Below are 17145 nucleotides of genomic sequence, written 5' to 3' on the forward strand. Positions count from 1 at the left end.
ACCCGGAGAAAAGTGAGCGCCCCATGACAGAGCTGTATAAGCAGTACCTGGACACTTCGTACCTGTCCGGCGGTAACGCCGCCTACGTTGAAGATCAGTACGAAGCGTATCTTCAAGATCCCACGTCCGTTAGCGAGGCACTGCGCGCGTACTTCGATGCGCTGCAGAACGTCCCCGCCGTCGACGGTTCCAACGCCCGGGATATCCCCCACGCCCCCATCGTCACCTCGTTCGCCGAGCGCGCCAAGCATGGCCCGATTAGGACGATCGTCGCGTCTGCCGATTCCGACATGGGTCGCAAGCGCGTGGCGGCAACGCAGCTGATTGCCGCGTACCGCAACGTGGGCCTGCGTTGGGCCGATCTTGATCCGCTCAAGCGTCAGGAGCGCCCCCCGGTTCCGGATCTGGACCCGGCTTTCTACGGTTTCACCGAAGCCGATCAGGACATCGTTTTCAACGCCAGCAATACGTATTTCGGCAAGGAATCGATGAGCCTGCGCGAGCTGCTCAACAACCTGCGCGAAACGTACTGCGGTTCGATCGGCGCGGAATTCATGTACATCAGCGACCAGGCACAGAAGCGCTGGTGGCAAGAGCGTCTAGAAACCATTCGCTCCAAGCCGACGTTCTCGGCTGAAAAGAAGAAGCACATCCTGGAACGCCTGACGGCCGCTGAAGGCCTCGAGCGCTTCCTGCATACGAAGTACGTCGGTCAGAAGCGTTTCTCGCTGGAAGGCGGCGAGAGCTTCATCGCGGCCATGGACGAACTGATCCAGCATTCCGGCGCCAAGGGCGTGCAGGAAATCGTGATCGGCATGGCCCACCGCGGCCGTCTGAACGTGCTGGTCAACACGCTGGGCAAGATGCCGGCGGACCTGTTTGCCGAATTCGAAGGCAAGCACGTGGACGACCTGCCGGCCGGCGACGTGAAGTACCACAAGGGCTTCTCGAGCGACGTGACGACCCCGGGTGGCCCCGTCCACCTGTCGCTGGCGTTCAACCCGTCGCACCTGGAAATTGTCAACCCGGTCGTGGAAGGCTCGGTCAAGGCACGTCAGGAGCGTCGCGGTGACAAGCACGGCGCGCAAGTGCTGGCTGTGCAGGTGCACGGCGATGCGGCCTTCGCAGGCCAGGGCGTTGTGATGGAAACGCTGAACCTCGCGCAAACGCGTGGTTACGGCACGGGCGGCACGATCCACATCGTCATCAACAACCAGATCGGTTTCACGACGTCGGACCCGCGCGACTCGCGCTCAACGCTGTATTGCACCGACGTGGTCAAGATGATCGAAGCGCCGGTCCTGCACGTCAACGGCGACGATCCGGAAGCCGTCGTGCTGGCCATGCAACTGGCCGTGGACTTCCGTACCGAGTTCCAGAAGGACATCGCGGTCGACATCATCTGCTTCCGCAAGCTCGGCCACAACGAGCAGGATACGCCGGCGATGACGCAGCCGCTGATGTACAAGAAGATCGGCACGCACCCCGGCACGCGCAAGCTCTATGCCGACAAGCTGGTCACGCAAAACACGCTGAAGGCCGAAGAGCCGGACGCCCTGGTGCAGGAATTCCGCGCCGCCATGGACGCGGGCAAGCACACGGTCGACCCGGTCCTGTCGAACTTCAAGAACAAGTTCGCAGTGGATTGGCTGCCGTTCCTGAACCGCAAGTGGACGGATGCTGCGGATACTGCTGTGCCGATGGCCGAACTCAAGCGTCTGGCCGAGCGCATCACCGCCATCCCCGATCACTTCAAGCTGCACCCGCTGGTTGAGAATGTCGTCAACAACCGCGCCAAGATGGGCAAGGGCGAGCTGCCGCTGGACTGGGGCATGGGCGAGCACCTGGCCTTCGCATCGCTGGTGGCGTCGGGCTACCCGGTGCGCATCACCGGTCAGGATGCCGGCCGTGGCACGTTCACGCACCGCCACGCCGTGCTGCACGATCAGAACCGCGAGCGTTGGGACGCCGGCAGCTACATCCCGCTGCAGAACGTGTCGGAAAGCCAAGCGCCCTTTACGGTGATCGACTCGGTGCTGTCGGAAGAAGCCGTGATGGGCTTCGAGTACGGCTACTCGTCGGCCGAGCCGAACACCCTGGTGATCTGGGAAGCCCAGTTCGGCGACTTCGCCAACGGTGCGCAGGTCGTGATCGACCAGTTCATCTCGTCGGGCGAAGTGAAGTGGGGCCGTGCCTCCGGCCTGACGCTGATGCTGCCGCACGGCTACGAAGGTCAAGGTCCGGAGCACAGCTCGGCACGCCTGGAGCGCTACCTGCAGCTCTGCGCAGACCACAACATGCAAGTGGTGCAGCCGACCACGCCGGCGCAGATCTTCCACCTGCTGCGTCGCCAGATGATCCGGATGTTCCGCAAGCCGTTGATCATCCTGACGCCGAAGTCGCTGCTGCGCAGCAAGGACGCTGTGTCGCCGCTGTCGGATCTGGCCAAGGGCCATTTCGAAACGGTGATCGCCGATACGACCGAAGATCTGAACGCCGCCAAGGTCAAGCGCGTCGTGGCCTGCTCGGGCAAGGTCTACTACGACCTGGTTAACGCCCGCAAGGAACGTGGCCTGACCGACACGGCCATCATCCGTGTGGAGCAGCTCTATCCGTTCCCGCACAAGGCGTTCGCAGCCGAGCTGAAGAAGTATCCGAACCTCGCTGAAGTGGTGTGGTGCCAGGACGAGCCGCAGAACCAGGGTGCCTGGTTCTTCGTGCAGCACTACATCCTCGAGAACATGACCGAGGGTCAGAAGCTGGGCTACGCAGGCCGTCCGGCATCGGCATCGCCGGCCGTGGGCTACTACGCAAAGCACAACGAGCAGCAGAAGGCGCTGATCGATGCCGCATTTAGCAAGCTCAAGGGCTTCGTGCTGAACAAGTAAGCGACCTCTGTACCAAGGCGGCAGCTTCGGCTGTCGCCTTGACGCATCTTCGCTCCCGAATTCCACCGTATATCGAATTAGCGCGGCTCCCGCACAAGAGGAGCACGTGCACATGAATCCAAGGAACCACCGAAATGGCTATCGTTGAAGTCAAGGTCCCGCAGTTTTCCGAGTCCGTTGAAGAAGGCACGCTGATCTCCTGGAAGAAGAAGCCGGGCGAAGCCGTGGCGCAGGACGAAATCCTGATCGAAGTCGAGACCGACAAGGTCGTGCTGGAAGTACCAGCCCCGTCGGCTGGCGTGCTGGCTGAAGTGCTGGTGGCGGACGGCGCAACCGTGACGTCGGAACAGCTGCTGGCCAAGATCGACACCGAAGGCAAGGCAGGCGCCGCCGCTCCGGCTGCTGCTGCACCGGCTCCCGCAGCTGCTGCACCGGCACCGGCTGCTGCCGCTCCGGCGGCCGCTGCAGCAGGTGGCGTGGCCATGCCGTCGGCCGCCAAGCTGATGGCTGAGAACAACCTGTCGGCTGGCCAAGTGGCCGGCACGGGCCGCGACGGCCGCATCACCAAGGGTGACGTGCTGGGTGCCGTCGCTGGTGGTGCCAAGCCGGCTGCTGCTGCCGCTCCGCAGGCCGCACGTCCGGCGCTGCAGCAAGTGGCTGCACCGGTGGACTTTGCCGCCCTGGGCGACCGCCCGGAAGAGCGCGTGCCGATGAGCCGCCTGCGCGCCCGTATCGCCGAGCGCCTGGTGCAATCGCAATCGACCAACGCCATCCTCACCACCTTCAACGAAGTCAACATGAAGCCGGTGATGGACTTGCGCGCCAAGTTCAAGGACCAGTTCGAGAAGACCCACGGCGTGAAGCTGGGCTTCATGTCGTTCTTCGTGAAGGCGGCTGTCCACGCGCTGAAGAAGTACCCGGTCATCAACGCATCGGTTGACGGCAACGACATCGTCTACCACGGCTACTTCGACATCGGTATCGCTGTCGGCTCGCCGCGTGGCCTGGTGGTGCCCATCCTGCGCAATGCCGACCAGATGAGCCTGGCCGATATCGAGAAGAAGATTGCCGAATTCGGCCAAAAGGCCAAGGACGGCAAGCTGACGCTGGACGACCTGACTGGCGGCACGTTCTCGATCTCGAACGGCGGCACGTTCGGCTCGATGCTGTCGACCCCGATCATCAACCCGCCGCAATCGGCCATCCTTGGCGTGCACGCCACCAAGGATCGTGCCGTGGTGGAAAACGGCCAAGTCGTGGTTCGCCCGATGAACTACCTGGCTATGTCTTATGACCACCGCATCATCGACGGCCGCGAAGCCGTGCTGGGCCTGGTGGCGATGAAGGAAGCGCTGGAAGACCCGGCCCGCCTGCTGCTGGATCTGTAAACCTGCCTACGGTCCTACTGCACGCCCCGATCTTGACCTTGCGATGCCCGCCGTACCCATGTACGGCTGCCGATTCTGGCAAATTCGTCAGGCCAACCTCGGGCCGCTCGCTACGGACCGTGAACAGGTTTAAACCGACTGTTGTCGTTCCCGCCTGAGCGGGAACGACGGACTAAAGGATTTCTCCATGAGCAAAGAATTTGACGTGCTGGTGATCGGCGCCGGCCCCGGCGGTTACATCGCCGCCATCCGCGCTGGTCAGCTGGGCCTGAACGTGGCCTGCTGCGAAGACAACCCCTATGACGATCCGAAGGGCGAGCCGCGCCTGGGCGGTACCTGCCTGAACGTCGGCTGCATTCCGTCGAAGGCGCTGCTGGCCTCGTCGGAAGAGTTCGAGAACGTGAACCACCACCTGGCCGACCACGGCATCACGGTGGATGGCGTCAAGGTCGACGTGGCCAAGATGCTCAAGCGCAAGGACGACATCGTCGGCAAGATGACGAAGGGCATCGAATTCCTGTTCCGCAAGAACAAGGTGACGCTGCTCAAGGGCCACGGCAAGTTCGTCGGCAAGACCGACGCCGGCTATCAGGTCGAGATCGCAGGCAAGGCCGGCGCGGAAGTCGTGACCGCCAAGCACGTGATCATCGCCACCGGCTCGAAGGCCCGCCATCTGCCGGGCGTGAAGGTCGACAACGTGACCATTGCCGACAACGAAGGCGCACTGAAGTTTGGCGAAGTGCCGAAGAAGCTGGGCGTAATCGGCGCTGGCGTGATCGGCCTGGAGCTGGGCTCGGTGTGGCGCCGTCTGGGTGCAGAAGTGACGATCCTCGAAGCGCTGCCGAGCTTCCTCGGCGCGGCTGACGAATCGGTTGCCAAGGAAGCCAACAAGCTGCTGACCAAGCAGGGCCTGAAGATCAACGTCGGCGTGAAGGTCGGCGAGATCGAATCGTCGGCCAAGGGCGTGAAGGTCAACTACACCGACGCTGCCGGCGCTGCGCAAGTGCTGGAGTGCGACAAGCTGATCGTGTCGATCGGCCGCGTGCCGAACACCGACAACCTGGGCCTGGAAGCGATCGGCCTGGCGGCGGATCAGCGTGGCTTTATCGAAGTGGACGAGCACTGCGCGACGAAGCTGCCGAACCTGTGGGCGATCGGTGACGTGGTGCGCGGCCCGATGCTGGCGCACAAGGCAGAAGACGAAGGCGTGGCCGTGGCCGAGCGCATCGTCGGCCAGAAGCCGCACATCGACTACAACTGCATTCCGTGGGTCATCTACACCTACCCGGAAATTGCATGGGTCGGCAAGACGGAGCAGCAGCTCAAGGCCGAGGGCCGCGAGATCAAGGCTGGCCAGTTCCCGTTCATGGCGAACGGCCGCGCGCTGGGCATGGGCGCTTCCGACGGTTTCGTGAAGGTCATCGCCGATGCGAAGACCGATGAAATCCTGGGCGTGCACATCGTCGCAGCCAACGCCTCGGACCTGGTTGCCGAAGCCGTGGTGGCGATGGAGTTCAAGGCTGCAGCCGAAGACATCGGCCGCATCTGCCATCCGCACCCGTCGATGTCGGAAGTGATGCGCGAAGCTGCGCTGGCCGTCGACAAGCGTCAGCTCAATATGTAAATCGCAAGCCGCAAGGCAAGCACGATGCCCGGTGAATCCACAAGATTGCCGGGCATCGGTCCATTTGGGCCCGCAAACGGCGCCCCAAGCAGATCAAGCAGATGAACGTCCAGGAAACCTACCTACAGGAACTGAAGGCGCGCGGCTATCGGCCTGACGAAGCGCAGCAACGCGCTGTCGATCGCCTGCAGCGGTGCTACGACGAATGGGTTGCCTACAAGGCCCGTCGTTCGAATGCGCTGCGCAAGATGCTCGTGCGCCCTGATTTGCCCCGTGGCGTCTACATGTGGGGCGGGGTGGGGCGCGGCAAGTCGTTCCTGATGGATGCGTTTTATAGCTGCGTGCCGGTGGTGCGCAAGACGCGTCTGCACTTCCACGAGTTCATGCGCGAAGTGCATCGTCAACTGGAAGAACTGCGCGGCCGGGCGGATCCGCTGGACGAACTGGCGCGCCGCATCGCCAAGCGCTACCGCCTGATTTGCTTTGACGAATTCCATGTCAGCGACGTTGCCGACGCGATGATCCTGCACCGCTTGCTCGATCAGCTCTTTGCCAACGGCGTGCAGTTTGTCATGACGTCCAACTATCGGCCGGACTTGCTGTATCCGGACGGCCTGCACCGCGAGCGTGTGCTGCCGGCCATTGCGCTGCTGCAGGAGAAGCTCGACGTCCTCAACGTCGACGCAGGCGTCGATTACCGCAAGCGCGCAATGGAGCAGGTACAGGCGTACTACACGCCGCTGGGCGCCAAGGCCAACTCGGCATTGCGCGATGCATTTGCCGCCGTGGCGGGAGTGCCGGACGAATCGCCGGTGCTGCGCATCGAGCATCGTGAGATTCGGGCAGCCCGTAAGGCCGGCGGCGTGGTGTGGTTTGACTTCGCCACGCTGTGCGGGGGGCCGCGGTCACAGAACGATTACCTGGAAATCGCCTCGCGCTTTCACACCGTCATCCTGGCCGATGTGCCGAAGATGACGCCGCGCATGGCGTCCGAGGCGCGCCGCTTCACGTGGCTGATCGACGTGTTCTACGACCACAAGGTCAAGCTGCTGATGTCGGCGGAGGTGCCGGCAGACGAGCTGTACACAGAAGGCCAGATGGCGAACGAATTCCAGCGCACCGTGTCGCGCATCGTCGAGATGCAGTCGCGTGAGTACCTCGAGGCACCTCGCCGCGAGGTGGATACGTCGCTGACCTGATTTCGCCTGGCGCCGCGCCCCCGGGGCTCAGTGTGACGTCGGCGGCGGGTTGCGGTGCGACGGCGGTGCCTGCGATGTCCGCAGGGTTGCGCCAAAGAAGTCCTGCGGCAGGCGCTCGGTCTTGCGGTTGACGTTGCGGAACGCGCCTTCCACCAGCATGGGCGCGACATTGCTCACATCGGTTTGCGACGCCATCGTCACGTCTTCGGTAAAGCCGCGTTCGCACAGTTCGCGGCCCGACACGGAATCGAGCAGCCACGCTTTCATCATGCCGGTCTGCGACGCCTCTCGATAGATCGCACGGGCGGCGAGGGCCTCGGGCGACAGCGCTTGCGGCAGGAACCCTGCCACGGTTTCCGACAGGTGATGCACGATCGCACCGGCCGCGAGCCAATCTTCCAGGGCCGGGCGCAGGCTGCCGTCGGCCCAGCGTTCTCCTGAGGCGACCACGGCCACGCGCCGGCCCAGCCGCGACGCAGCCTCTGCGACGGCGCGCGCGTTGCGCAGGCAACCCGCAAACGTCGGCGTCGAGCCGGTCGCCAGTGCCAGCGTTGCCCCATTGGGCGAGGGCAGGACCAGACTGCTGCCGGCTGGCAACTCCCGCAGCGACGCCGGCGAGAGCGTATAGCCCGCCTGGCCGCGGTTGTACCCCGCCAGCATGGCGCCAGCGCGGCGCGCGAACGTTTCGGCGCTGGCGTCGCGCCATGGATACGGATAGATGCGTGCCCCGCGCGCCACAGCCACATCCACACAGGTGCAGAAAGACAGCACGTCCACCACGATGACGGCGTCGCAATGCGGCGCCAGCGTGGAGGCGCCGTGCTCGCCCCATTCACAGTGGATGTTGTACAGGCTGAATTCGGTTGCCATGTCGCCCCTCCTGTTTGCTCCGGTGCAGCTATTCACTATAGGCGGCCTGTTTTTTTATGGGGAGGGGAGGTTGCCGAGAGTGCGCTGAGGGTCGCATGTCCCGTCGGTTCTTATTGCCGCGGGCTTGATGCGCATCAAGGGCGCGCCCGGGGATGCTGGCTAGCATCGTCTTCATAATGACGACGACATTCGCCCCCACCGATTCAACCGCGCCGGTTGCCGGCACAAGCTCGCCTATTGGCCCGAGAGGGGCAGTCGCGTCGGACGTCGTCACCTGCTATCACTGTGCATCGCCTCTGGACGGCGCTACCGCACTCCATGCCGACATCGGCGGCAAGTCTCGGGAATTTTGCTGTGCCGGTTGCCAGGCTGTCGCGCAAACGCTGCACGCTTCCGGCATGGGGCACGTCTATGACGGCCCAATCGCCTTCGCCAAACCCATCGAAGGAGACCGCCGCGCAGAAGCCGAGGCGGTTTGGGCAACCTACGATCTGCCGGTCATGCGTGAGCGCTTTGTGCGCCCCCGCGCAGACGGCACTGAAGAACTTTCCCTGGCCATCAGCGGCATGCGCTGTGCCGCATGCGTCTGGCTGATCGAGCGGGCGCTCTCCCGTGTGCCGGGCGTGCGTGAGGCCACCGTCAATTACGCGACGGAGCGGGCGCGCATCGTCGGAGATGCCGGAGCAATGCGGCTGTCCGCGGTATTCGCCGCCATTGCCGACGTCGGATATGAAGCCTGGCCCGATCAGCCATCCGCCCGCCGCACTGCCGAGGCACGTGAGCGCCGCAGCCTGCTGATCCGCCTGGGATTGGCGATGCTCGGCATGATGCAAGTGATGATGTACGCATGGCCGGTGTACCTGCACGGCAGCGACATCCCCATGAGCCAGACACGGTTGATGCAGTGGGCGAGCCTGCTGCTGACCGTGCCGGTGGTATTGATTTCTGCGCGGCCCATTTTCGTCAACGCGTGGCGGCAGGTCAGGCACGCGCACGTCGGCATGGATGTGCCCGTGGCGCTTGGGATTGGCGCGGCGTTCATTGCCAGCGTGGTCGCCACCCTGCGCGGTCATGGTGAAACGTATTTCGATTCCGTGACGATGTTCGTCGCGTTTCTGCTGGCCGCGCGTTATCTCGAACTGCGTGCGCGGCAGAGCGCGGCTTCCGGCGCCGAAGCACTGGTCCGTCAGTTGCCAGCCACCTGCAGACGCGTCAATGGCGAAAGTGGTGCGCTCGAAACCATCCCTGTGGCCAGCTTGCAGCAGGGCGATTGCGTGGAAGTGCGCGCCGGTGAGGTGCTGCCGGCAGACGGCACCATCGAACACGGCACCACCGAGATCGACGAATCGCTTCTCTCCGGTGAAAGTGTGCCGCGCCCGCGCGACGTGGGCGCGATCGTGCTGGCAGGCAGCTACAACGTGGTCAGCGCGATTCGCGTGCGTGTGAACCGCGTAGGGGCGCAGACACGGCTTGCTGCCATCGTCGATCTGCTCGATCGCGCCCTGACGGACAAGCCGCGCATGGCCGAGCTTGCTGACCGTGTGGCCGGGCGCTTCGTGGCAGTGCTGCTCGGCTGGGCGTTGCTGACTGCGATTGCATGGTGGTGGATCGATCCGGCACGCATGTTTGCCGTCACCGTGGCGGTGCTGGTGGTGAGCTGCCCGTGTGCGCTGTCGCTGGCCACGCCGTCTGCGCTGGCTGCGGCTAGCGGTGCGCTGGCCCGGCGCGGTGTGCTGGTCACGCGGGGCCACGCCATCGAAAGCCTTGCAGCCGTAACCGATGTGCTGCTCGACAAGACCGGCACGCTCACCGAGGGACGTTTGCGCTTGCTGAGCATCGAGACCTTCGCCGATGTCGATGCCGAGCACTGCCTCGCATTGGCATGCGCGATGGAGCAATCCGAGAACCATCCGATCGCCCAGTCGTTGCGCGCTGCGACCTCAGACGCAATGCCGTTGCCTGAGTTGGGGCGCGTGACGAATGTGCCGGGGCAGGGCGTGTATGCCATGGCTGGGAACAGGTTGATGCGTTTGGGCACGCAGTCGTTTGCCGCGGTGCGTTACGCAGATCAGCCCATTGCGTCGGTCCGTTACGGCGCCGAAGCGCCCATGGAGGAGGTGCCGCCGCCAGCCGCATGCACGTCGGTCTGGCTCGGCCGCGATGGCCAACCGCTTGCGCGCTTCACGCTGGCCGATACGCCACGTGCCGATGCACCCGCATGCCTGAGCGCGTTGCGTGCACAAGGACTGCGCTTGCACCTCGTCTCAGGGGATGCGCCTGAGACGGTGCACTGGTGGGCCAATCGCCTCGGCATCGACCACGCCGAAGGCGGAGCCAGCCCCGAAGATAAGCGCGCCTACGTGCACAAGCTGCAGGCGGACGGCGCTCGTGTGCTGGCCGTCGGCGACGGAATCAACGATGCGCCACTGCTCGCACAGGCGCAGGTGTCAATCGCCATCGGATCGGGTGCGCCGCTGGCCCAGGCCGGCGCCGACGCGATCCTCACCGAGCCGCGCCTGTACGCGATCAGCGAGGCCGTATCGATTGGCCGCCGCACGTTGCGCGTGGTGCGCCAGAACCTCGGCTGGGCCTTTGCCTACAACGCGATCAGTATTCCGCTCGCCACGCTGGGATGGCTGTCGCCACTGGTTGCGGGCATTGGCATGTCGGTGTCATCCCTGCTGGTGGCGCTCAATGCGTGGCGCTTGTCGCGCGCGGTCTAGGAGGGCTGCCATGGAAACCCTGTTCCTGTTGATTCCGCTGTCGCTGATGCTGGTGGTGGCAATTGTCGGGGTGCTCTGGTGGGCCGTTGGCTCGGGACAGTACGACGATCTCAAGGCGCCTGCCGAATCGATTCTGCTCGACCCTGATACCCCCGTGCGTGACGCAGTGTCGCGGGACGGAACTACTTGACCACGTTGGCTGGGGTGCCTTGATGCACGTCAAGACCCGAATGTCGCCCCATTCTTAACATGACCCTATCAAACCAACACTCTCGGGGAGCAAGCATGCAATCGTCCAGCGCGTTGCAGCCCACCCAGACCTTCAACTACCGCGTTGTTCGCCAGTTCTCGATCATGACGATCGTCTGGGGCATCGTCGGTATGGCGGTCGGTGCGCTGATCGCGGCCCAGTTGATCTGGCCGCAACTGAATTTCGGGGTGCCCTGGCTGACCTACGGCCGGCTGCGTCCTCTACACACGAATGCCGTCATCTTTGCGTTTGGCGGTAGCGCGCTGTTTGCGACGTCTTACTACATCGTGCAGCGGACCTGCCAGGTGCGCCTGCTTTCCGACAAGCTCGCTGCCTTCACGTTCTGGGGCTGGCAGGCAGTGATCGTGGCGGCGGCCATCACGCTGCCGCTGGGCTACACAAGCTCGAAGGAATACGCCGAGCTCGAATGGCCGATCGACATCCTGATCACCGTGGTGTGGGTGGCCTATGCGATCGTCTTCTTCGGCACGATCGCCAAGCGCAAGACCCGCCACATCTACGTGGCCAACTGGTTCTTCGGCGCCTACATCATCACGATCGCGCTGCTGCATATCGTCAACAACGCTGAGCTTCCTGTGTCGCTGTTGAAGTCGTATTCGGCTTACGCGGGCGTGCAGGATGCGATGGTGCAATGGTGGTATGGCCACAACGCAGTGGGCTTCTTCCTGACCACCAGCTTCCTCGGCATGATGTATTACTTCGTGCCCAAGCAGGCCGAGCGCCCGATCTATTCGTATCGCCTGTCGATCGTGCACTTCTGGGCGTTGAACTTCACCTACATGTGGGCCGGCCCGCACCACCTGCAATACACGGCACTGCCCGACTGGGCGCAGTCGCTCGGCATGGTGTTCTCGCTGATCCTGCTGGCGCCGTCGTGGGGCGGCATGATCAACGGGATCATGACCCTCTCGGGTGCCTGGCACAAGCTGCGCACCGATCCGATCCTGAAGTTCCTGGTGGTGGCACTGTCGTTCTACGGCATGGCGACGTTCGAGGGCTCGATGATGTCCATCAAGACCGTGAATGCGCTGTCGCACTACACCGACTGGACGATCGGCCACGTGCACTCCGGTGCTCTGGGCTGGGTGGCAATGATCACCATCGGTTCGATGTACTACATGATCCCGCGCCTGTTCGGTCAACAGAAGATGTACAGCACGCGCCTGATCGAGGTGCACTTCTGGGTGGCGACCATCGGCGTGGTGCTCTACATCGCCGCCATGTGGGTTGCCGGCGTGATGCAAGGCCTGATGTGGCGTGCCACCGAGGCTGACGGCACGCTCACCTACAGCTTTGTCGAGGCAGTCAAGGCAACGTATCCGTTCTACCTGATTCGCTTGGCTGGCGGCCTGTGCTTCCTGGGCGGCATGCTGCTGATGGCATTCAACGTGTTCAAGACCATCCAGGGCAGCAAGGCAATCGATGCACCGATTCCTCAATCCGCCCAGACCCCGATGGTCGCGGCTCAGTGAGGAGGGGAACATGAGCAACCAATCCAACAAGTTTTTCTCGCACGAGACGCTGGAAAAGAACATCGGCTTCCTGATCGTGCTGACGCTGGTGGTGGTCAGCATCGCGGGGCTGGTGCAGATCGTGCCGCTGTTCTTCCAGCATTCGACCACTGAACCGGTCAACGGCATCGCACCGTATTCGCCGCTGCGGCTGGCGGGGCGCGACATCTACATCCGCGAAGGCTGCGTCGGCTGCCACTCGCAGCAAGTGCGTACGCTTCGCGCCGAAACCGAGCGCTACGGCCACTATTCGCTGGCGGGTGAATCGGTCTTCGATCATCCGTTCCTGTGGGGTTCCAAGCGCACGGGTCCGGACCTGGCGCGTGTGGGACAGCGCTACTCGGATGACTGGCATCGCATCCACCTGCGTGATCCGCGCGAGGTGGTGCCCGAGTCGAACATGCCGTCGTATGCGTGGCTGTCGAAGACGCCGCTGGACAACAGCGACATCGAAAAGAAGATGCACGTCCTGCGCCAGCTCGGTGTGCCGTACACGGATGCACAGATCGCCGGTGCGCGCGAGCAACTGGCGGGCAAGACGGAAGAGGACGCCGTGGTCGCCTATCTGCAAGGCCTCGGTGTGGAACTGCGCAACGTCCGCGACGTGGCTGTCGGGCCGGCTGCTGCACCTGCCACCGTTGCTGCCAAGGAGTGAGCCATGGCCATGCTGAGTGCAATTGCGACGGCCGTCTTTCTCGTGCTGTTCGTCTGCATTACCTGGTGGGCGTTCTCTGCGCATCGCCGCGCTGCGAATGCGGAATCGGCCATGCTGCCGTTCCTGCTGCCCGATGAGGCCGAGGTCGCCGGTGCGCGCGCAGACGCGTCGCGCCCGCATCAATAAGGACACAGAATCATGAGCGACTTCATTTCGGAGTTCTGGGGGTATTACATCGCAGCGATCGCCCTGGTCGGCATCGTGTGGTGTGTCTGGCTGCTGTTCTCCCAGCGGCGTATTCAAGTGGCACCGGGGCACAGCGCCGGTGAAGATACCGGCCACGTCTGGGACGGCGATTTGCGCGAACTGAACAATCCGCTGCCGCGCTGGTGGATGTGGATGTTCCTGCTGTCGTGCATCTTTGCGTTGGGCTACCTGATCCTGTACCCGGGTTTGGGTGCATACGGCGGTGTGCTCGGTTTCTCCACGCGTGGCGAGCTGGCCTCGCAGCGTGCGGCGGCCGAAGCGCAGGTCCGCCCGCTCTATGAGCGGTACGCCGACATGGACATCAAGCAGATCGCCGCTGATCCGCAAGCCCATGAGATCGGCCAGCGCCTGTTCCTGAACAACTGTGCGCAGTGCCATGGCTCGGACGCTGGCGGCTCGAAGGGCTTCCCGAACCTGACCGACGGCGACTGGCTGTACGGCGGCGAGCCGGACACGATCCTGACCACCATCACCAAGGGGCGTCACGGTGTCATGCCGTCGCTGGCGGCAGTGGTGGACGGCAATCAGGCTGTCAACGTGGCCAATTACGTGCGCTCGCTGTCGGGCCTGTCTTACGACCCCATCAAGGCGGCGCGCGGCGAACCGACGTTCAAGTCGGTCTGCGCGGCCTGTCACATGGCCACCGGCAAGGGCAATCAGGCCCTGGGCGCACCCAACCTGACCGACCGCGTCTGGCTGTACGGCAGTTCGGAAGCGACCATCGTCGAGACCATCCTCAAGGGCCGTGACAACACGATGCCGGCACACGAGAACCTGCTCTCGCCGGAGAAGATCCGCATGCTGGCGGCCTATGTCTGGGGTCTGTCGAATAGCAACACGAGTCACACGCAATGAGCGACAAAGAACCAGCCTGGCGCCCCATGACGCCCGCCACTGCGGCGGCGGGCGCCGAGGATGCACCGACCGAGCAGATGCTCTATGAGGTGCGGCGCAAAATTTATCCGCGCGCCGTCACCGGCGCCTTTGCGCGTTGGCGTGTCTGGCTGGTGCTGGCCACGCAGGCCATCTTCTATGGCTTGCCGTGGTTCCAGTGGAATGGTCGCCAAGCCGTGCTGTTCGACCTGGGGGCGCGCAAGTTCTACCTCTTTGGCCTCGTGCTGTGGCCCCAGGACGTCATCTATCTGACGGTGCTGCTGGTGCTGTCGGCACTGGCGCTGTTCCTGTTCACGGCGGTGGCAGGGCGGCTCTTCTGCGGCTATGCCTGTCCGCAGACGGTCTACACCGAAATCTTCATGTGGATCGAGCGGCATATCGAAGGGGACCGCTTTGCCCGCATCCGGCTCGACGGCGAGCGTTGGAGCCTGCGCAAGCTGCGCCTCAAGGCAGCCAAGCATTCGGCCTGGGTTGTGATCGCGCTGTGGACCGGGTTCACCTTCGTCGGCTTCTTCACGCCAATCCGCGACCTGGGCATGGAGACATGGACGCTGTCGCTCGGCCCTTGGCAGACTTTCTGGATGCTGTTCTACGCATTCGCGACTTGGGGCAACGCCGGGTTCATGCGCGAGCAGGTGTGCCGCTACATGTGCCCGTACGCTCGTTTCCAGAGCGTGATGGTCGACCCCGACACCTACGTCGTTACGTATGACACCCAGCGCGGCGAGCCGCGCGGCAGCCGTTCGCGCAATGCCGATTTCGAAGCGCAAGGTCTGGGTTCGTGCGTCGACTGCAGCATCTGTGTACAGGTCTGCCCGACCGGCATCGACATCCGCCAGGGGCTGCAATACGAATGCATTGGTTGCGGCGCCTGCATTGACGCCTGCGATCAGGTCATGGACAAGATGCGCTACCCGCGCGGTCTGATCCGCTATACGTCGGAACGGGCGATGCGCGATCGGCTCAGTTCGAAGGAAGCCCGTCGGCATCTGCTGCGCCCGCGCGTGCTGATCTACACCGGCATCATGCTGGTGCTCATCACCGGGTTCATCGTGGCGTTGGCCATGCGCCAGCCCCTCAAGGTTGACGTGATTCGCGATCGTGGTGCGCTGGCCCGTGAAGTGGACGGCGGCAAGATCGAGAACGTTTATCGCCTGCAGCTGATGAACGCCTCCGAGCATCCCATACGCGTGACGATCACCGCCGAGGGCATGCCGGAACTCGACGTGCAGGGCGGTCAGGGCGAATCCACCACACTGGAGCTTCCGCCAGCGGCCAACCGCTTGCTGCCAGTGCGCGTGCGCCGGCCGGCAGATGATGCTGCTCCGGGCTCGCACAAAATCCGTTTCGTCATCCACGCAGACAGTGGTAGCGACAGCCTCGTGCTGCGCGAACCCTCGAGCTTCATCGTGCCGCGCTGATGCGGCATCCCCAACAGGAGGCAACGATGCACGCAACGCAATCTTCCGCACAGGCCCGTCCGTGGTGGCGCGAGCCATGGCCGTGGCTGCTGATGGCAGGGCCGTTCGTCGCCATGATCGGCTGTGGCGTCACCATCTGGTTGGCGATGTCGCATCCCGATGCCGTCATTCACGATAACGTCGTGCGGCGCGGTTTGGTCGTCGAAAAGACGATCGCCTCGCCCACGCATGCCATTCATGCGGAGGCCCGATGAAGCGTCGACTGCTGATGTGGATACTGTGGCCGGCATTTCTGTCGGCCGCGCTGGCTGAGCTTGTGGTTTTTGCGGTGGTCGATCCTGCCGATCTGCGCTTCTTCGGCGAGCAGATCACGGTGTCGGCCCAGGCGGTCTACACCGTGTCGTTCTTTGTATTCTGGTTGCTGTGCGGATTGTCGAGCGCGCTGACGCTCTATGTGTCGCCGGGCATCGGCAAACTGGAAGCGCATGAACACCCGCTCGTTTGAGCGGGCGCCATAAGAGGCGGCTTAGGCGGCCTGACCGCTCATGACCTGGCGCAGGCCCGCCAGGTCGATCAGCTTGACGTGGCGTTGGCGGATCTGAATAAGACCCGCTTCGGCAAAGCGCGAGAACAGGCGGCTGACGGTTTCGAGCTTCAACCCTAGATAGCTGCCCAGTTCTTCGCGGCTCATGCGCAGCACAAATTCGGTCGACGAATAGCCGCGCTGGGCAGAGCGCTTCGAGAGATTGAGCAGGAACGCGGCGAGACGCTCTTCCGCACGCATGGAACCGAGCGTGAGCAGCATCAGATGATCCTGCGAAATTTCCTTGCTCATGATGCGCAGGAACTGATGCTGCAGCGAAGGCAGCCGGCGTGACAGCTGTTGCAGCTCGTCGTAGCGCACCACGCAGACCTCGGTGTCTTCGAGCGCGGTGGCGTCCGACACGTGGCGCATATCGCCAATCCCGTCGAGCCCGACGATTTCACCCGGCAGATGGAACCCCGTGATCTGGTGTCGACCGTCTTCCAGCGTCAGATGGGTTTTGAGCGTGCCGAAACGAATACCGTACACCGCTTCCAGCGGCTCACCCAGGGAGTAGAGCGATTGCCCCTTCTTAATGCGGATGCGCTCGCCGACCAAATCGTCCATCTTGCGCACATCGTCCGAGTTCATTCCCACCGGCAGGCAGATCTGCCCGAGTACACAGGTGGAACAACGCGAGGCTTGGTCGGTAAGTGCGATTCGAGTGAGCACGGGTGGGGGCGACTGAATTTCGAGAAAGTGAAATGAGTAATTCTTGTGGCGCAACTCAGCCTTATTATAACGGTGACCTCCTTGTCCTCGGACATTTCCGATGCGGCAAAACGCGGCAATTACGCTTAGTTCGCAACAGTAAAACGAAAACTTTGGCCCATATCAAAAGAGCGTCAGAA

15 protein-coding genes are annotated in these 17145 nt (G+C 63.4%); 13 read left to right on the forward strand and 2 right to left on the reverse strand.

Annotated features, from left to right (window positions below):
- The first annotated feature begins 23 nt into the window (after positions 1–23).
- The 4 genes from R2669_RS18915 to zapE all read left to right on the forward strand — a co-directional run bounded on the left by R2669_RS18915 (position 24) and on the right by zapE (position 7099).
- Positions 24–2888 (forward strand): 2-oxoglutarate dehydrogenase E1 component, encoded by a 2865-nt coding sequence (locus R2669_RS18915; protein ID WP_316901714.1) that lies wholly within the window; start codon positions 24–26, stop codon positions 2886–2888.
- A gap of 134 nt (positions 2889–3022) precedes the next feature.
- Positions 3023–4276: a 2-oxoglutarate dehydrogenase complex dihydrolipoyllysine-residue succinyltransferase gene (gene odhB / locus R2669_RS18920; RefSeq protein ID WP_024975929.1), complete on the forward strand. Its 1254-nt coding sequence runs from the start codon at positions 3023–3025 to the stop codon at positions 4274–4276.
- Between the two features lie 187 nt (positions 4277–4463).
- A complete protein-coding gene (lpdA, locus tag R2669_RS18925) occupies positions 4464–5900 on the forward strand; it encodes a dihydrolipoyl dehydrogenase (RefSeq protein WP_147213518.1) in 1437 nt (478 codons plus the stop codon).
- Between the two features lie 101 nt (positions 5901–6001).
- Positions 6002–7099: a cell division protein ZapE gene (zapE, locus tag R2669_RS18930; RefSeq protein ID WP_147213519.1), complete on the forward strand. Its 1098-nt coding sequence runs from the start codon at positions 6002–6004 to the stop codon at positions 7097–7099.
- Positions 7100–7126: 27 nt separating this feature from the next.
- Here the strand turns inward: zapE and R2669_RS18935 are convergent, their stop codons facing one another.
- On the reverse strand, positions 7127–7969 hold the full coding sequence (locus R2669_RS18935) for a 2-phosphosulfolactate phosphatase (RefSeq protein ID WP_316887929.1): 843 nt from the start codon (positions 7967–7969) through the stop codon (positions 7127–7129).
- Positions 7970–8145: 176 nt separating this feature from the next.
- On the opposite strand from R2669_RS18935, the gene R2669_RS18940 reads away from it, so the two are divergent.
- The 9 genes from R2669_RS18940 (at position 8146) to R2669_RS18980 (ending at position 16216) form a co-directional block, all read left to right on the forward strand.
- Complete coding sequence (locus R2669_RS18940) at positions 8146–10692, forward strand: heavy metal translocating P-type ATPase (protein WP_316901716.1); 2547 nt, start codon at positions 8146–8148, stop codon at positions 10690–10692.
- A gap of 10 nt (positions 10693–10702) precedes the next feature.
- The gene (gene ccoS / locus R2669_RS18945) at positions 10703–10882 is read left to right on the forward strand and encodes a cbb3-type cytochrome oxidase assembly protein CcoS (protein ID WP_147213522.1); all 180 of its coding nucleotides are present in this window, start codon (positions 10703–10705) and stop codon (positions 10880–10882) included.
- A 95-nt stretch (positions 10883–10977) separates the two neighbouring features.
- Positions 10978–12435, forward strand: coding sequence for a cytochrome-c oxidase, cbb3-type subunit I (gene ccoN, locus R2669_RS18950; protein WP_147213523.1), 1458 nt, complete (start codon positions 10978–10980; stop codon positions 12433–12435).
- 10 nt (positions 12436–12445) lie between these two features.
- Positions 12446–13129: a cytochrome-c oxidase, cbb3-type subunit II gene (gene ccoO, locus R2669_RS18955; protein WP_147213524.1), complete on the forward strand. Its 684-nt coding sequence runs from the start codon at positions 12446–12448 to the stop codon at positions 13127–13129.
- A gap of 3 nt (positions 13130–13132) precedes the next feature.
- Positions 13133–13315: a cbb3-type cytochrome oxidase subunit 3 gene (locus tag R2669_RS18960; protein ID WP_009238364.1), complete on the forward strand. Its 183-nt coding sequence runs from the start codon at positions 13133–13135 to the stop codon at positions 13313–13315.
- Between the two features lie 12 nt (positions 13316–13327).
- Complete coding sequence (gene ccoP / locus R2669_RS18965; protein ID WP_316887926.1) at positions 13328–14251, forward strand: cytochrome-c oxidase, cbb3-type subunit III; 924 nt, start codon at positions 13328–13330, stop codon at positions 14249–14251.
- A complete protein-coding gene (ccoG, locus tag R2669_RS18970) occupies positions 14248–15711 on the forward strand; it encodes a cytochrome c oxidase accessory protein CcoG (RefSeq protein WP_316887924.1) in 1464 nt (487 codons plus the stop codon). Before ccoP ends, ccoG begins: the two co-directional genes overlap by 4 nt.
- A 26-nt stretch (positions 15712–15737) precedes the next feature.
- The gene (locus R2669_RS18975) at positions 15738–15965 is read left to right on the forward strand and encodes a FixH family protein (RefSeq protein WP_316901718.1); all 228 of its coding nucleotides are present in this window, start codon (positions 15738–15740) and stop codon (positions 15963–15965) included.
- Positions 15962–16216: a hypothetical protein gene (locus tag R2669_RS18980; RefSeq protein WP_004626404.1), complete on the forward strand. Its 255-nt coding sequence runs from the start codon at positions 15962–15964 to the stop codon at positions 16214–16216. Before R2669_RS18975 ends, R2669_RS18980 begins: the two co-directional genes overlap by 4 nt.
- A gap of 21 nt (positions 16217–16237) precedes the next feature.
- Here the strand turns inward: R2669_RS18980 and fnr are convergent, their stop codons facing one another.
- Entirely contained in the window at positions 16238–16966 is a 729-nt protein-coding gene (gene fnr, locus R2669_RS18985) for a fumarate/nitrate reduction transcriptional regulator Fnr (protein ID WP_147213530.1), read from the reverse strand.
- Between the last annotated feature and the right edge of the window lie 179 nt (positions 16967–17145).

The organism is Ralstonia edaphi (genome assembly GCF_958350185.1).
Lineage (GTDB): Bacteria > Pseudomonadota > Gammaproteobacteria > Burkholderiales > Burkholderiaceae > Ralstonia > Ralstonia edaphi.

Coding starts and splice junctions, on each gene's coding strand:
- R2669_RS18915 (WP_316901714.1), top strand. CDS start 24: ATGACAGAGCTGTATAAGCAGTACCTGGACACTTCGTACCTGTCCGGC.
- odhB (WP_024975929.1), top strand. CDS start 3,023: ATGGCTATCGTTGAAGTCAAGGTCCCGCAGTTTTCCGAGTCCGTTGAA.
- lpdA (WP_147213518.1), top strand. CDS start 4,464: ATGAGCAAAGAATTTGACGTGCTGGTGATCGGCGCCGGCCCCGGCGGT.
- zapE (WP_147213519.1), top strand. CDS start 6,002: ATGAACGTCCAGGAAACCTACCTACAGGAACTGAAGGCGCGCGGCTAT.
- R2669_RS18935 (WP_316887929.1), bottom strand. CDS start 7,969: ATGGCAACCGAATTCAGCCTGTACAACATCCACTGTGAATGGGGCGAG.
- R2669_RS18940 (WP_316901716.1), top strand. CDS start 8,146: ATGACGACGACATTCGCCCCCACCGATTCAACCGCGCCGGTTGCCGGC.
- ccoS (WP_147213522.1), top strand. CDS start 10,703: ATGGAAACCCTGTTCCTGTTGATTCCGCTGTCGCTGATGCTGGTGGTG.
- ccoN (WP_147213523.1), top strand. CDS start 10,978: ATGCAATCGTCCAGCGCGTTGCAGCCCACCCAGACCTTCAACTACCGC.
- ccoO (WP_147213524.1), top strand. CDS start 12,446: ATGAGCAACCAATCCAACAAGTTTTTCTCGCACGAGACGCTGGAAAAG.
- R2669_RS18960 (WP_009238364.1), top strand. CDS start 13,133: ATGGCCATGCTGAGTGCAATTGCGACGGCCGTCTTTCTCGTGCTGTTC.
- ccoP (WP_316887926.1), top strand. CDS start 13,328: ATGAGCGACTTCATTTCGGAGTTCTGGGGGTATTACATCGCAGCGATC.
- ccoG (WP_316887924.1), top strand. CDS start 14,248: ATGAGCGACAAAGAACCAGCCTGGCGCCCCATGACGCCCGCCACTGCG.
- R2669_RS18975 (WP_316901718.1), top strand. CDS start 15,738: ATGCACGCAACGCAATCTTCCGCACAGGCCCGTCCGTGGTGGCGCGAG.
- R2669_RS18980 (WP_004626404.1), top strand. CDS start 15,962: ATGAAGCGTCGACTGCTGATGTGGATACTGTGGCCGGCATTTCTGTCG.